Genomic DNA, 15,111 nt, shown 5'->3' with positions numbered 1-15,111 from the left:
TGAGCGCGACTTCTCAGCTGCTGAGCGACCCATCCAGAATTTGATCTGTATCAGCCAGCGAAGGCCAGCATCGACGTACCGTGGGGTTCTATTAGAAAGAGCCATCCAATAGGCCAAAAACGGGGGAGCATCATGCTTGAGCATCAACCAGACGAGGTGGTCGCCGCCGCTCTTTGGGAACTGGAGTCCTCGGTGTGCCGTGCATTACCCAGAGGAGCGCTCGTCAGTTCGGCCCGTGCTTACTGCGGTGGCTATGACGTGGCGGCGAAGTGGTCAATGTCGACCGTCCGCGGCAATCGCCAGGAATGCACGTTAGCTGTTCATTTCAGCCTGGCAGAGGCCAAAGCGTACTGTCGATCGAACCACCCAAGACGGGAGGAGATCTGTCGGCGCGTGAGCGAATGGCTATGCGTTCAGTTGGAATTTCAGCGCGTAGAGCTGTGCGCAGACACAGGTTACGACCTGGTGCTCACCGCGCCAAACGCCTTCTTTCTCGATGAACGAGACGCCATTCAAGTGGGCCGCGAAGACCGGGAACACGATTTTTCGCTCTATCGTGGCGCGTCATTGCCGCCACTGAGGTGAGCGGAAGTTCTGTCCGACAGCGGCTGGGTTCTGTCCTTTCCGCTGCTTGACTCTCTACACGCAGGTTCGTTGTGCGCCGTCAACGCACGGGGTTACGCAGCAGCTACCTTCGAATGGCGGCCCGTCAATGTGGGCACGCGCAAATGCGGAGGCCTTATGCGCGAGTGGATCAGCGAAGCCGAGAAGACTTGTCTGCGTGAACTCCAAGATGCGCTAACTGAGACGCTGCCCCGTCGCGCCGTCCTGCGCCTCGAAGGCGATGAGCTAGACGGAATAGGTGCACACGCGTGGTGGATAGTAGAGGGCCCGCAAGGCGCGAAGCAGGTCAACTCGTTTTCCTTTCACCTGACGGAGTTGATGTTGCAGGCCTACTTTCACCAGTCGATCGACGCTCGTGCAAGTACGTGCGGGCGATTGAAGGATTGGGCGCACTGGGCGCTCGAAGGCGCAGAAGAGTCCGACGACAACGAGATGGGCTTCGATATCTGTGCGGTGGTCCCTGGAAGCATCTTTCACCCAAGCGGTCATTTACAGCGGCCGTGACAGCTCGGTCGCAGGACAGATAGCGGCTTTGCGTCGTTGTTCACATTGGGTGGCGGGCAGTGGGCGTAACTTGCAGCTGGGATGGGCGGCGCAGCCTTTGGGGCTTTTCTAGCGAGCATCGATCAACGACGCCTCCTGATGAGGGTAGGACGTTGGGCGTGTCATATGGGTCAAACGTTTGCTTCTGATAGAAAAAAAAAGCGCCCCTGCACACGACTCGGGCGCGGACGCCTTCATCCCTCCGGAAGAGCGTCAGAAAACGCAGAGCACGCAACAGTAGGGACCGTTGGATATTCTGCATTTTTTCATTATCAGTGGATTGAAAAGAAACTTAACCACCCATTAGAGGGGAGAAGCGTACTCTCCGTTGAAAGCCACCTAGCTGAACTGGTTTCGAGTCGGGAAGTTATGCGATGGTCATCGTAAAACCACAGTCCGGCCATCGTGGATTCAGTAGATTGGATTTCAAAGTGGCTGCGGTTCAATGCGTTTCAACGTCGCGCTCTTCGACTTCTGGCGCCGTGACGACTCGATTGCGCCCTGTGGCTTTTGCCAGATACAGTGCCGCGTCCGCCCGCGCCAAGGCAACCTCCAGCGTATCTCCGGGCATGACGCATTCGACCCCTGCGCTGAAGGTGCAGCGGACGCCTTCTATTGGCGATCCTTCGACGGCAAGCCGCAGTTCGTCTATCAACACCGCTGCGTCTGCCTTTTGTGCTTCCACGCAAATAATCGCGAATTCCTCCCCGCCTAGCCGCCCGAAAAGGTCGCTCGACCGCAGTCGTGCGGTCACAACAGATGCGACGTGTCTAAGGGTCCGATCTCCGACCGCATGGCCAAAAGCGTCGTTGACGGCTTTGAATTCGTCGATGTCCAGAATGGCGATCGATACCGGCTTGCCCTTTGCAACCGTTTCGCGAAGCACGGTGTTCGCCTTTTCGATGAAGGCACGTCGCATGAGTGCACCGGTCAGTTCGTCGATACTCGCGAGCTGTTCCATTCTTCGCGCGAGCTGATCATGTGCAAGCATCACCATCCCGGTTGACAGGCAAGGCAATGTGACAATTGCGAGTCCGAGAAACAGAACGTTCCAGGGCGAGGGATCCAGAAGAGCCATTTGCGGCACACCGAAGCCTCCGGCAACGGCCCGCGCGATATGGAATAACGCGCCCAGATAGGCGGCCGCCGCAACGAATCGATATGGGTAGCGCGCACCGTCACGCGGCGCGTGACGCAGCGCCAACGTACCCACAGCGATTCGTGAATAAGCGAGCAAAATGGAGACGAGCGCGATCTTCGCACCGAAGTTCGGCGACGCGTAAGTAAAGTACACCAACGCTGCGAAGGCGATGGCGAATGCCGCAGTTTCGTCGTGCCGTACGTAACTCATGCCGAAGAACTGCCGCATCCCCTGCACGAGCAACAGCATGGCCGTCACCGCAATCAACGCAGCCCCAATGGTCGTGAACTGTCCTGGCTGAGTACCGGCGACCAACATCCACACCAAAGCAGCGGCCAACAGTGCGTGAGCTAAGCACCAGCGACCTATACCCATCACCCCAGTCCGAAGCAGCGAACCAAGGATGGCCACGCTCATCAGGCAAGACATGATCACAATACCTACCAGAATGAGGGGGCTGAGCATGAGATCGGGGTGGTGACAAAAAATTGGCGAAACAAGAGGAGCGAAACCGTATTCGACAACTGAGCGCAGAACGAACGAATCCGCTGGCACGCGATTCTGTTGCTGGATTTTGCGAATAGCAGTTGCGTGGCTCTCAAGCGGCCACCGCACCGTGCTGTTCCCGAGCTTGAAGATTGCCCGCGCGACACAGTGCATCGGCCTGCTCGGCCATTGTATGAGCGGCGGCCTAACGCTCTTCTACCTGTTCTGCATTCCGCTCTGTGACCTCCTCAATCGGACCGACGGCCGTGCTGATTTGCTCGACAGGTACATGGCATGGTGTTGGGTAAGGCGATGACAGCCGGGCAGAGTCTTGGCCTCTACGTCCTCTTATCGACCAATTTGCGTGCCACTTAATACTGTTTTCAGCAATGCAAAGCGCCATGACGGACCAAGAAAAGAGCGCCGTCTATCAGCGTGTCGGTTTAATACGTTGCTACGGCATTGGGTGGAGCGTCGTGGGTCGATGGCGTATGCCTTGTGTTAACGGTTGGCCGGGGTTGGCACAGAGAGGTTTCGTCCCGGCCTGAAAGTAATGTTCACGAGACACCCACGCTCCAGACCGAGCGGACGATCCTCGCCCCCATTGAGCTGGGAATCTTCCGTCGTCACGTCTTGACCGCTCGAAACGACGGCAGCCCTGCCGGGATAGGTGTGGAGCAGCAGTCTCGCAGCGCATCTCGTTAAGAGTGTGGCGCCCGCCGCGTTCCAAAAAAAATGGCCGGCGAAAGCGCCGGCCAAACGTCCTTGAACCTGGTGACAAGTCAAGGTCGATATGATCTAGCGGCGACACGTCCCCGGACGCGTCGACCTGCCTTATTGGGCCGAATTAGAAGCGGTGTCGCACGCCAACCATCGCGCCAGTCTGGTTCTGACCCGGCAGCGTGTTAGCCGTGCCAGTCACGCCATAAGTTGCGTTTCCCTTGTTGTTCACATAGCCGATCAGCGCGTAGGCGTCGGTACGCTTAGACAGCGCGTAGTCCGCGTTCAGCACGAACATCCAGGAGCTGTTGCTGTCGGTACGTGCGTTCGTATAGTAGGCAGCGCCCGTCAGAGTGAACGCAGGGGTAAGTTTGTAGAGCGCGCCGAGCCAGTAAAGATTGTCGTGGCGTGCACTGCCGGTCGTGACTTCATCGCGCAACCAGCGATAACCAGCAAACACCTTGGCATCGCCTACTGCATAAGACGCGCCAATGGCAGCGCGTTTGGCATCGAGTGCTGAGGTAGTAATGGTGCTGCCCTGGTACTGGTCATAGGCGACACCCACCGAAAGCGGACCATTTGCGTAAGCTACGCCTGCGCCATAGTTCTTGCCGACCTTGAAGCTGCCAGGGACTTCACCGCCGAGTCCGGAATTGCTGTCGCGCCCGAAGCTATAGAAACCCGTCGCAGTCAACCCGCCGAACTTACCCGTGTATTTGACAGCATTGTCGGCGCGGCCATTGAATTGGTTGTCCACCGAATTCAGCGAGTAGTTTGGTCCAACGGCCATCGGATCGTAAGCCGCGAACAGGTCGTACAGTGCGTTTTGCTGACGCCCCAGCGTGACGGCGCCGAAATCGCCCTGCAAGCCAACGTAGGCTTGGCGACCAAACAACCGACTACCCTGCGCAGATTTGCCGGTGTCGATGTCAAAGCCGCTTTCCAATACGAAAATGCCCTTCAGGTTATTCCCTAGATCTTCAGCGCCACGGATGCCCCAGCGCGACCCAGATAGTCCACCAGAGGTGAGCGCGGTGACCGAGCCGTTGCCGTTGGCGCCGCCGTTCACGTGGCTTTGATAGCTGACGCCCGCGTCAACAATGCCGTAAAGCGTGACATTCGACGACTGCGCAAATGCGGCGGCAGGGACGGTGCCGGCCGCGATTGTCACTGCGAGGAGAGTTTTTTTCACTGTTAGCCTCAATTGCTGTTTGACCGAAGGAATCTGCGATGGGGCCTGTCGTGACCCGCCTAATGAACGCGACCCCGAACGCTGACGCGAGATAATGCGTCAGTTATGTGACAGCAATAAGTAAACAATCCAGGCAAATAGCTCTTAAATATTTCTTTTTGAGAAACAATTGATCCGAGTATTGCGCCACTCGAAAGACAGGCTGCAGTGCGCTTGCCAGCATCAAGCCCTGTGCTCATCAACTTGATGGCCAGGTCATGCCATCCGCAGATTCCTGCATACCGCGTGGCCTGTTCGTCAGGCGCCCACCGCGCTGTCCCTGAGCTTAAAGACTGCAACCGCGCGGCGCAGTGAATCGGCCTGCTCGGCCATGGCATGCGCGGCAGCCGACGCCTCTTCCACCAATGCCGCATTCTGCTGGGTGACTTCTTCAATCTGGCCCACGGCAACGTTCACTTGATCGATACCGGTGCTTTGCTCGGCCGATGCAGCGGAAATCTCACCAACGATCTGCGTCACGCGATGCACCGAGGTGACGATGTCGTCGATGATGGTGCCGGCTTCGTGCACCAAACGCGCCCCCGCTTCCACACGCTCCGTGGATTGACTGATCAAGCCCTTGATTTCCTTGGCTGCCGAGGCGCTACGCTGCGCGAGCGTGCGCACCTCGCCTGCCACGACGGCAAAGCCCCGGCCCTGCTCGCCGGCACGGGCCGCTTCAACCGCAGCGTTGAGGGCCAGGATATTGGTCTGGAAGGCAATGCTGTCGATGACACCAATGATCTCGCCCACCTTCGCAGAGCTTTCTGAGATGCCTTGCATGGTCTGCACAACTTCGTTCATGACCTTGCCGCCGCGTACTGCGGTGTCGGAAGCGTGACCCGCGAGCGACGAGGCCTGCACGGCGCTTTCCGAATTGCGTCGGACGGTTGACGTCAGCTCCCCAATGTTCGCGGCGGTCTCTTCCAGCGACGCCGCCTGTTCTTCCGTACGCGACGAAAGGTTCAAGTTGCCCGCAGCAATCTGTGAACTGGCAGCGGCAACGCCTTCGGCATTCCGACGCACTTCGCTCACCACGTTGGCAAGGTTGGTTTGCATCTGCTTGAGGGCGTGGAGCAATTGACCGATCTCGTCAGAGCCGCGTGAGTCAAACGGCTTGGCTAGATCGCCATGCGAAACCGCGCTGGCCACATCCGCCGCGCGGGCAAGTGGCTTCGTAATGGTGCGGCTGAATATGAAAGCGCCGGCCAGCCCCAGCCCAAATGCCACGAGCATCAGTGCGGAGCTGACGACCAATGCGGTGCGCGCGGCTTCAGCCGTTTTGGCTGATACGGCGATGCTTTCCTTCGCGATCTCTTGAGCTGCTTCATCCAGCAGGCGTGCTGGCTCGCGATCGACTCCGGCTACGACCTTGTCGCCAACGGTAGGGTCGAACGAGGCGGCGACGAACATATCGTGGCCCTTTCGGTAGCCGACGCCCATGGCGACATGCGCTGCGGCAAATTGCTTGATCAGGTCTCGACTCTTGCCAGGTGGAAGCGAATCCTGCAGCGCCTTTGCCTGATCAGAAACAGCCTGCTCACCTTTCAGGAAGGCCGCCCAATATTTGTCCAGCTTGACTGGGTCTTCACCACGCAGAAGCGTGTCCTTCCACTCCTGCACTTGCGTTTTGAAGGTAACGAGCATTTTCGTCACCGCCCGCTCATCGGCGACGCGGGCCTGCACGGTGGTGTTGTATTCAACGATGGAGTGGTTGAGCGAAGCGATTCCGTAGATTGCTCCGGAGAACATCAGCAGCAGCGCAATACCAAAGGCGAGGGGCAGTTTGATCGACAGTTTCATGATGACGGGTAAGACGAGTTCGGCGAGACCTGGTCCTCGCCTGGACGTCTTCTTATCGGCCAATCTGCGTGCCACTTAAGGTGAATTCTTGCAGTGCACTATTGCAGCGAAAATATGTGCGCCCTCTACCACCTCGCCGCGGTTGAAGCGCGACGCGCTAACGCCGAGTGTAAGCACCCGGTGAACCCGTCTTGAAGGGGACCCGCGTAGCAAGGAGCATCGTGTCCATCTAGTTCTAGGTGGACACGTGGACACTATCGAAGAGAGCGCGCCAATACGGCGCCGACGTCGGCATAGCGCCGAGTTCAAGGCCAAGGCAGTGCAGGAGTGCATGCAGCCGGGTGTTTCGATCGCGGCGATAGCCCTGCACCATCGCCTCAATGCGAATCTGCTGCGGCGCTGGGTCGCCGAGCAGGAAGCAAAGAATGGCGCGCCTGAGGACCGCGAGTTGATGAGGGTGCCGCAAGGCGAGTTCATCCCGTTGCGGATCGGCGAGCCGACCACTGCCGTGCCGGACATCCAGATCGAAGTCCGCCGTGGCGCGACGACGATCAGTCTTCGCTGGCCGGGATCGGCCGCAGCGCAGTGCGCCCAGTGGCTGCAAGGGTGGTTGCGTTGATTCGGGTGGACGCGATCTGGTTGGCCGTGGAGCCGCTGGACATGCGCGCCGGTACCGAAACGATCCTCGCGCGGGTCGTCAAGGTGTTCGGCGCGGCACGCCCCCACCACGCCTACCTGTTTGCCAATAAGAGTTCGACGCGCATGAAGGTGCTGGTCTACGACGGCTTCGGCATCTGGCTGGCCGCGCGGCGCCTCAACAAGGGGCGCTTCATCTGGACGAACGGCGACCAGGCGATCGCCACGGCGCTCAATCCCGAGCAATTGCGTGCGCTGGTGACGGGGCTGCCTTGGCAGACGCTCACCCACGACCACGCGATCACGGTCGTGTAATACCCCCAAAGCCGTAAACTGGCTTCCTTCCAGAGGACTTGGGGTTCTGGCAGACTCGCCGCATGAACCTACCCACCAACCTCGATGCCCTGAGCCCGGACGAACTGCGCACACTGGCTGCGCAGTTGATGGCCCAGGTCGGCGAGAAGGACCGGGAGTTGCGGTACCGGCAAGCCAAGATCGACCAGCTCACACACGAGCTGGCCATCCACAAGCGCTGGAAGTTCGGCAAGCGCAGCGAGCAACTGACATCTGAACAGGCGAGTCTGCTGGACGAAGCCATTGACGCAGACCTCGAGGCGATTGAGACCGAACTGGAAGCGCTCCTGCCGTCGTCCAAATCTGAAGCCAAGAGCAAGCCCAAGCGCCAGGCATTGCCGCCGCAGTTGCCGCGCACCGACATCCACCACGAGCCGGACGCAGAGACCTGCACCTGTGGGTGTGCGCTCAAGCGCATTGGCGAAGACATCAGCGAGAAGCTGGACTACACGCCGGGCACGTTCACCGTGGAGCGTCACATCCGCGGCAAATGGGTGTGCGATCAGTGTGAGACGCTGGTGCAGACGCCGGTGCCACCCCACGTCATCGACAAAGGCATCCCGACGGCCGGACTGCTGGCACATACGCTGGTGTCCAAGTTCGGCGACCACCTTCCCCTGTATCGGCAGGAGCGCATCTATGCGCGCGCCGGTCTGGCCATCCCGCAATCGACACTGGGCGCGTGGGTGGGCATCTGTGGCGTGCGTCTGCAACCGCTGGTGGACGCCCTGCAAGAAGAGGTTCTGAGCCACGGTGTTCTGCACGCCGACGAAACGCCAGTGCAGATGCTCGCGCCCGGCAATGGCAAGACGCACCGCGCCTACCTGTGGGCCTATGCGCCGAGCGAGTTCGAGAAGATGCGCGCGGTGATTTACCAGTTTGCGCCCAGCCGCAGCGGCGAGCACGCTCGCGCGTTCCTGGGGCAGTGGCAAGGCAAGCTGGTATGTGATGACTTCGCCGGCTACAAGGCCAGCTTCGACGGTGGCGTCACTGAGATCGGTTGCATGGCCCATTCGCGGCGCAAGTTCTTTGAACTGCACGACAAGCACAAGAGCGAATTGGCGGGCCAGGCACTGCGCTACATGGTGAGCTTGTACGAGATCGAGGCGCAAGTGCGGGATGCTGAGCCAGACCAGCGCCTGGCAGCGCGGCAACAAAGGGCTGGCCCGATTCTAGAGCGGCTGCACGCCTGGCTCGAGGAACAGCGACGCCGCGTCCCAGACGGCTCGGCGATCGCGCGGGCCATTGACTACAGCCTCAAGCGGTGGCCGGCTCTCGTGCGTTACCTCGACGACCCGACGGTGCCCATCGACAACAACCACGTCGAGCGACAGATCCGGCCGGTTGCCCTGGGTCGCTCCAATTGGTTGTTTGCAGGCTCACTGCGCGCCGGTCAACGCGCGGCTGCCGTCATGAGCCTGATCCAATCGGCCAAGCTCAACGGGCACGATCCCTACGCCTATCTGAAAGACGTCCTCACGCGACTGCCGACCCACAAGGCGGCCGACATCGCCGAACTGCTCCCGCATCGCTGGACGCCCAGCGCCACCTAGCTGGCAAGACGGGTTCACCGGGTGCTTACCGCCGAGTCCTCTATATTCACGGTTGATAGGTGTCAAGGCCAATGTCGAAGACTCGTCTACAGTGGCCTGATAGTCTGGTGGCCAACGTCCCCGGCTTGGCTCCTACCTCTCAATGGAGTGATGAGACTGCATGTGTGTGTCAGCAAGCCGCGCATCGATTCAATTGGGAGATTGGGCTGGTCGCTGCGAACGGTGCTCTGATCTCAACGGGCAATTCTGATGGTCAACTCCGCCGCATCATCTCCTTTGCACGCCGAGGCACCGGCCCTGTCGATGCTCTCTCGGCTGGCCACGCCTGAGATCGCAATCGTCGAGCACTGGGCACCAGAGTATCTACGGAGCAACGACCCCGAGATCGGTCATCGGCTCAGAGTCGCCATTCGTAGACTGCGGGCGCTTTTGTGGGCCTATCGGGACCTGCTTCCGAAGGCGCTGGCCGATGACTGGCGATGCAGGCTAGCGGATGTTGCGGCTCAAATTGGGCCGCCGAGGAACTGGGACATCATCGTCAACGTGCTGTTGCGCGCTGCCGTTCCGCCGAGCCAGCCTTCTGCCTTGATCTTGCTGGAGGCGTTGGAAGACATCAGGCAGCGCGCGCGCGCCGAGAGCCGCGTTGCATTCGAGGGCATCGGGCCTGAGAGGCTGATGGCTGACTTTAGCGAAGCGATCGGCAAGGCAACGCAGGCGCAGCCAGAGACCAGCGAGACGCTCGGAAAGTTTGCGCATGCCAGTATTGCAGCGGCGTCCAGGCGGGTGAATCGAGCGCTTCGTCGCGCGTCGAATGGTGGCTTGCAGGAATTGCATCAGACGCGTATCCAAATCAAGCGACTGCGTTACCTGCTTGAGTTCTTCTCGCCCGTGTTGGGAAAGAAGGACATCAAACGAATTCGCCGACTGGAACAGCTTCAAGACGCTTTAGGAGAGCTGAACGACGTGGTTGTCGGGGCAACCTACATCTCCCAAGTCCCCGTCAGACCGGAGTATGCGACAGCCCACGAACTGTTTGTGCAATGGCTTAGAAAGGAGAAGAAGGCCCGACGTCGTGCTGCTATTGCCGCATTAGGGTGTCTTCCTTGCGAGCGCTGAGGTTCTACTTGGAGCGCCGGTCGGGGAGGTGCAGTCACTTATCCACAGAAGCAGTGGGCAAGATCCGGTCCAAGCTTTGTCAGGAGGCGTCGGGCCTCAGCCTGATCGGTGTGTTCAAGTTTTTTGCCCGTCGGAAACTATATATACTGTTTCAGTACACATCAGAAAAGGGGGCAACAGATGGAACTCGAAATGGCAAAGCAAGCGGCAGTGGCTGAGAACGCATCGTCCAGTGCGACAGCAAAGACTGGCCGAACCAAATCTGAAGCGAGCGCAGGCGCGCGAGCAACCAAACAAAGCTCGGCCAAGCCGGCGGCATTGCCAACCGGGCAAGAGAAAAACCAGAAGAAGACAAAGCGTGCTGCCAGTGTGGCTACCCCAGCGGGAGAGATGGCACCGGAGAAGCCGAAGAAAACCAAGGTTGTGCGGGACAGTTTCACGATGCCGGAAGCAGACTATCGAATGCTCGCCGAGATCAAGGAGAGGTGTCTCGCAGGTGGTAAGAAGGTCAAGAAGAGCGAACTCTTGCGCGCTGGAGTCAACCTATTGGCCGCGATGCCGGCGAATCGTCTGCTCGCCGTCGTAGCGAAACTAGAGTCTGTGAAGACGGGTCGACCAGCAAAGGATTGATGGTGCGGTATTCGCGCTGACGACGATCTGCCAATCAGCGCTTGTATGGACCGGCATACGCGAACTGGCCCCTTGCCCCCTGCAGGCGCGAACCTACAGCGGACCCCTGAACACCGGATCGGCAAAAAAAGCGCAGCCATCTTGGCTGCGCACGAGGAGGAGAAAAGGCCCGACCTATCTTTTTTCAACTAAGTCACATGAAAGCAATGACAAAAATGTCATTCATGTGATGTAAATCTTCGACAATTGCCTTGCAGCCGTCGCCTGCCGACAATAGCAAGACAGCGATGAATACCTTGGGGGCGCTGCAACGCAGCAGTGGGCAATTCAGCAGTTCAGCGGCTGCTCAATACAGGTGCTGGCCGTGCTCGGCAGGGGCTCCGGTTTCAGATACGCATACACATACACAGGGTTTATCTGCGCACCATGGGACGATGCCATGTCCTATCCGCAGATGCAGCGGCTCCATCGTGTGTCCGCCGATGTTGATTCGGCCGTTGCAGCGATCGCCGCAGGCATGCGCGACGGTCGTGCGATTGCCGAGCGGTGCTTCCCGGCGTTCCTTGAAGGGGGGGCAGACGGAGCCGCAGACGCCCCCCATCTGACAGCTTGGCGCATGCCCTCAGCCACCGAGGGCATCTCGCCGCAGCCTTTTTGGCCGGCCCGATGTCGATCGAGACGGCGTCGCGGGAAAGATCAGCGCGCGGCGCTGTACACGTCGCTGCCAAAGCCCTGCAGGCCGTTCATGCCGGCATAGCCAAGATGCGATAACCCGAAAACGTCCTCGATGCTCTTGAGCAGGGCATAGTGGTTGTAGGGCGTATTGCTGACCGTGCCCGGCTTGACGAAGGGGGAGAGCACCACCGCGCCGACGCGGCCACCGCCAGGGCCGGTCAGGCCCGGCGCGACCGAGTTTGGCCCGGTCGGCTCACCGCAGCAGGCCGAGGTGTCATTCGTATCCGCTTCGTCGAACGTGATGATCAGCAGGCCATCGGACTGGAACGCCGGTGAGTTGATGATCTGCGGCACCCAGGCCTGCAGGAACCGGTTGACCGCCGGCAGTCCGCCTGCGCTCTTGCCGTCCGCGCAGGTGGGCTCGTCGTGACCATCGTTGCACAGGTTTGGCACGATGAAGGAGAACGCGGGCGTGGTTGCAACGCTGTTCAGATCGGTGGCCAGCGAATCGAGCCGCACCACATGACTGTCGCAATACGACTGGTTGTCGATCACTGAGTGGAAATACATGAACGGGTTGTGGCGCGTCGCGTATCCGTCCGTCGCGATGGCGGACTGCGTGCCGTCCTTGCCATTGAGGGCGGGGTGGGAGCAGGTCGATCTGCCGTCGCGCGTCAGATCGTTGCCCATGTCTTCCATATAGCCGCGCCAAGCCAACCCTTTGGCATCCAGTTGGCTGGCGATCGTGCCGATGGCGGCAGGGTAGACACAGCCGGTTCCAGTCACCTGCCCGTTGGCATCGGGGCTCATGGTGCCCAACCAGTCGGTGTAGTACTGGCAGTCAGCCTGGGTCTGCGCATTGGGTGCCTGACCGCTGATCATGGTCAGGTAGTTATCGTTGCTGTTGTGGCCGGTACCGTAGTACTGAGTCAGCAACGCGCCTTGGCTCGTCAGCGTGTTTGCGAGGTAAGGCGCTTGGCTGCCAGAACCGAAAGTCTGGGTATAGCCCTTGTTCTCCAGCACGATGACGAACACATGGCCGATCCGGCTTGCGGTTGGCGTCACCGGGGCCTGCGCGGGTGGCGAGACCGGAGCCGGCGACACTGCTGCCGAAGGCCCACCTGTCGAGTTGGCTGCATCGCTCGCGCCGCCGCAGCCCGTCAGCAGGCAGGCGAGGAAGGTTGCGAGGATGCCGCTGGTCAGCCAGTTCAATTGGGAAAGTCGCATGATGGCCATGGTTCAAGGAAGAGGAAAGCCCAACGAGGTGGCGATCGTGCGAAGGGAACTGATGCCAGGAACGCCGCTGATGCCGGGGACGCTGCCGGTGATGGAGCCGGAGCACACGCCCCCGAACGGACCTTGCGGGACAGAGTAAGCCGGCGCCGACAGGTTTGGCTGAGCGACGAAGTCGAGCGCGTAGGCGATCGAATTGGTGTCCGGCAGCCCGCCACGCGCGCCAAGGGCATTCAGCCCGAAGCGCCAGGTCAGCAACTGATGAATTGAACTCGGGTCGAGCGGCCAATGACTGACGTGCCGACGCTTGACCCGGGGCCCGATCAGCACCATCGGCACACGGAAGCCGAGGTAGCCGTCGTTGCCCAACTGTGTCTCTGCGGCAGACACCGGGCGCTTGAACGGCGGTACGTGGTCGAAGAAGCCGCCCCACTCGTCGTAGGTGATGATCAGCAGCGTTTTTTGCCAACCTGGACCATTACGCACGGCATCATAGATTTGATTGAGAAAGACCTGTCCGTTGCGGATATCCGAGTTCGGGTGATCGTCGGCCGATACGCCTTGCGGGTTCTCCCCGGTAAAGCGCGGATCGACGTATGAGAACGCAGGTAGGGTGCCGGCTGCGGCGTCCGTCAAAAACGTCGTGAACGGTTTGGAGTTCTTGAGATACTTGGCGCCAAACAGCGCCGTGAACGGCACGTCGCTGAAGTAATAGTTGGCCGACACGCCCTTCTCGGCAAAGCGATCGAAGATCGTCGGGAGCGAACAGGTTGCATTGGAGTTGTGCAGCCGGTCGGTCTCGCCACACATCAAGTAAAACCGGTTCGGATATGTCTCCGCCAAAACGCCGCAGTGGTAGCTGTCGCATACTGTCCAATCGCGGGCGGCGGATCCGAAGAAAGACAAATCCTCGGCCTGGTAGTAGCCGATGGGAAACAGATCGCCAGGCGTCTTGTTTGTGTCGGCCGTGAGCAACCATCCGTCCATCTTCCCGCCATTGAGCTGGGTGCGCGCTCCCTCGTAGCTGTGATCCGGATCGGCAAAGCCGCAGCCCTGGAAACCATACTTGGGATCAGTCGCAAGGCGGAACGAATTCTGCGGATTGCCAAAGGCATCGATGAACTGGAGTCCAGCCTGCTTTCCGTTAGCGCCGGGCAGCCAGCCCAGATAGTGGTCGAACGATCGGTTTTCCATCACCACCAGCACGACGTGGTCGATACCCGACTGCGCAGGAGCGGGCAGGACCGGTGGAACCAACTGTGCTGGCACGGGCGCGCTGCCCGTCGACGAGGCGCCACCTGAATCCCCCACGAGGCTGCCGTCGCCGCCCCCGCCACATGCAGACAAGCCGGCACTGGCGAGCGTTGCCGCCGCCGCACCAAGCAATCGGCGGCGCGTCTGGAAACGCACCGTTGAAATCTTCTGAGTCACGCAACATCTCCTGCTTGTTTATCGCCCTGAGGGCATCCCTAGAACGCGCGGACAGTAGCAGTGGTGCTCGGACCATCATGTGACAGGATCGCGAAGTAGAGTCGTGGCTCTTATTCAAACGGTCTGGATGCGGCGTGTGGTGCACACGTCGTCAAGACTGCTTCGAGATTAGGTGCGGGTATGCAACGCCTGGCGGACGGGCGCGGGATAAAAATCTGGCAACGGCAGCGGAATCGCATTTGGAGGCGACCGAGTTGTCAGCTCACCCGCCATCACAGAGGAAACGCTAGTCGATGAACACAGTCCGGTTCTTGCCAGAGGTCTTCGCGCGAAACATCGCACTATCTGCGCGACGCATGATGGCGGGGATGTCGAGTGGGGCGTCTCGCGTGTCGGCTGAAAACAGGTAGACGCCGATGCTGGCCGACACAGAAACCGGATGCCCATCAACGGTTTGAATCGCATTCAGTACCGATTGGACTTCATCTGCAATGGCTTGCGCGTCTGTCTTGCTATAAAGGTCGCGCGCCAGAATCACGAACTCGTCGCCTCCCAAGCGGGAGAGCGTATCGCCCCGGCGCATCCGAGCTTGCAAGGCATGGGCAAAGCGTTGCAGCAGCAAGTCTCCTACTCCGTGCCCATATGCATCGTTGACTTGTTTGAACCCGTCCAAATCAATGAGCAACAGAGCCGTTCGGTACGCTTCCCCGTCTTGAGCAGAAAGGACGCGTGCGACGGCCTTCTCAAGGCTCTTGCGATTGCTCAGACCCGTCAAAGGGTCGGTAGCGGCTCGCTTCTCGAGCCTGTTGACCAGCACTGACAATTAGATCGAGGTTGCGGTAACCCCAACCGCCAGAAGTCCGGCCGTTTCGACTCGTTTTACTTCGACACAGATAACTTGGGACGCCATCCGCATTGCACCCGAACTTGCTGTG

The 15,111-nt window shown here is 59.9% G+C and carries 13 protein-coding genes; 7 read left to right on the top strand and 6 right to left on the bottom strand.

Annotation, left to right across the window (positions count from 1 at the left end):
• Positions 1-132: 132 nt before the first annotated feature.
• Together RP6297_RS16775 and RP6297_RS16770 are read left to right on the top strand one after the other, a co-directional pair.
• The gene (locus RP6297_RS16775; RefSeq protein WP_009239887.1) at positions 133-585 is read left to right on the top strand and encodes a hypothetical protein; all 453 of its coding nucleotides are present in this window, start codon (positions 133-135) and stop codon (positions 583-585) included.
• 156 nt (positions 586-741) lie between these two features.
• Positions 742-1,128, top strand: coding sequence for a hypothetical protein (locus RP6297_RS16770; protein WP_009239886.1), 387 nt, complete (start codon positions 742-744; stop codon positions 1,126-1,128).
• A gap of 481 nt (positions 1,129-1,609) precedes the next feature.
• Here RP6297_RS16770 and RP6297_RS16765 read toward each other — a convergent pair whose 3' ends face one another.
• The 3 genes from RP6297_RS16765 to RP6297_RS16755 all read right to left on the bottom strand — a co-directional run bounded on the left by RP6297_RS16765 (position 1,610) and on the right by RP6297_RS16755 (position 6,548).
• Entirely contained in the window at positions 1,610-2,968 is a 1,359-nt protein-coding gene (locus tag RP6297_RS16765) for a GGDEF domain-containing protein (protein WP_223293304.1), read from the bottom strand.
• Between the two features lie 673 nt (positions 2,969-3,641).
• Positions 3,642-4,706, bottom strand: coding sequence for a porin (locus RP6297_RS16760; protein WP_009239884.1), 1,065 nt, complete (start codon positions 4,704-4,706; stop codon positions 3,642-3,644).
• A 297-nt stretch (positions 4,707-5,003) separates the two neighbouring features.
• A complete protein-coding gene (locus tag RP6297_RS16755; protein ID WP_037028662.1) occupies positions 5,004-6,548 on the bottom strand; it encodes a methyl-accepting chemotaxis protein in 1,545 nt (514 codons plus the stop codon).
• Positions 6,549-6,795: 247 nt separating this feature from the next.
• Here RP6297_RS16755 and tnpA point away from each other — a divergent pair, with 247 nt between their 5' ends.
• The 5 genes from tnpA to RP6297_RS16730 all read left to right on the top strand — a co-directional run bounded on the left by tnpA (position 6,796) and on the right by RP6297_RS16730 (position 10,837).
• Positions 6,796-7,167 carry an IS66-like element accessory protein TnpA gene (gene tnpA, locus RP6297_RS16750; protein WP_004633552.1) on the top strand — a complete coding sequence of 124 codons (372 nt, stop codon included), beginning with the start codon at positions 6,796-6,798 and terminating at the stop codon, positions 7,165-7,167.
• On the top strand, positions 7,134-7,499 hold the full coding sequence (gene tnpB, locus RP6297_RS16745) for an IS66 family insertion sequence element accessory protein TnpB (RefSeq protein WP_306303472.1): 366 nt from the start codon (positions 7,134-7,136) through the stop codon (positions 7,497-7,499). The genes tnpA and tnpB overlap by 34 nt, the downstream gene beginning before the upstream one ends.
• 62 nt (positions 7,500-7,561) lie before the next feature.
• On the top strand, positions 7,562-9,091 hold the full coding sequence (tnpC, locus tag RP6297_RS16740) for an IS66 family transposase (protein ID WP_009238807.1): 1,530 nt from the start codon (positions 7,562-7,564) through the stop codon (positions 9,089-9,091).
• Between the two features lie 249 nt (positions 9,092-9,340).
• Complete coding sequence (locus RP6297_RS16735; protein ID WP_009239881.1) at positions 9,341-10,207, top strand: CHAD domain-containing protein; 867 nt, start codon at positions 9,341-9,343, stop codon at positions 10,205-10,207.
• Positions 10,208-10,387: 180 nt separating this feature from the next.
• A complete protein-coding gene (locus tag RP6297_RS16730) occupies positions 10,388-10,837 on the top strand; it encodes a hypothetical protein (RefSeq protein ID WP_009239880.1) in 450 nt (149 codons plus the stop codon).
• A 696-nt stretch (positions 10,838-11,533) separates the two neighbouring features.
• Here the strand turns inward: RP6297_RS16730 and RP6297_RS16725 are convergent.
• The 3 genes from RP6297_RS16725 to RP6297_RS16715 form a co-directional block, all read right to left on the bottom strand.
• Complete coding sequence (locus RP6297_RS16725; RefSeq protein WP_009239878.1) at positions 11,534-12,748, bottom strand: alkaline phosphatase family protein; 1,215 nt, start codon at positions 12,746-12,748, stop codon at positions 11,534-11,536.
• 3 nt (positions 12,749-12,751) lie between these two features.
• Positions 12,752-14,176, bottom strand: a complete 1,425-nt coding sequence (locus RP6297_RS16720; RefSeq protein ID WP_009239877.1) for an alkaline phosphatase family protein — start codon at positions 14,174-14,176, stop codon at positions 12,752-12,754.
• A gap of 286 nt (positions 14,177-14,462) precedes the next feature.
• Positions 14,463-14,993 carry a GGDEF domain-containing protein gene (locus tag RP6297_RS16715; protein WP_009239876.1) on the bottom strand — a complete coding sequence of 177 codons (531 nt, stop codon included), beginning with the start codon at positions 14,991-14,993 and terminating at the stop codon, positions 14,463-14,465.
• Positions 14,994-15,111 lie beyond the last annotated feature (118 nt).

Origin of the sequence: Ralstonia pickettii (assembly GCF_016466415.2) — a bacterium.
In the GTDB taxonomy this organism is placed as follows: domain Bacteria; phylum Pseudomonadota; class Gammaproteobacteria; order Burkholderiales; family Burkholderiaceae; genus Ralstonia; species Ralstonia pickettii.
The sequence above is the reverse complement of the archived record's forward strand: the minus strand, read 5'-3'. Positions and strand labels throughout refer to the sequence as shown.

Excerpts from the sequence above, each read along its gene's own strand:
- RP6297_RS16775 (WP_009239887.1), top strand. The coding sequence starts at position 133 with ATGCTTGAGCATCAACCAGACGAGGTGGTCGCCGCCGCTCTTTGGGAA.
- RP6297_RS16725 (WP_009239878.1), bottom strand. The coding sequence starts at position 12,748 with ATGGCCATCATGCGACTTTCCCAATTGAACTGGCTGACCAGCGGCATC.
- RP6297_RS16755 (WP_037028662.1), bottom strand. The coding sequence starts at position 6,548 with ATGAAACTGTCGATCAAACTGCCCCTCGCCTTTGGTATTGCGCTGCTG.
- RP6297_RS16770 (WP_009239886.1), top strand. The coding sequence starts at position 742 with ATGCGCGAGTGGATCAGCGAAGCCGAGAAGACTTGTCTGCGTGAACTC.
- RP6297_RS16730 (WP_009239880.1), top strand. The coding sequence starts at position 10,388 with ATGGAACTCGAAATGGCAAAGCAAGCGGCAGTGGCTGAGAACGCATCG.
- RP6297_RS16765 (WP_223293304.1), bottom strand. The coding sequence starts at position 2,968 with ATGCACTGTGTCGCGCGGGCAATCTTCAAGCTCGGGAACAGCACGGTG.
- tnpC (WP_009238807.1), top strand. The coding sequence starts at position 7,562 with ATGAACCTACCCACCAACCTCGATGCCCTGAGCCCGGACGAACTGCGC.
- RP6297_RS16735 (WP_009239881.1), top strand. The coding sequence starts at position 9,341 with ATGGTCAACTCCGCCGCATCATCTCCTTTGCACGCCGAGGCACCGGCC.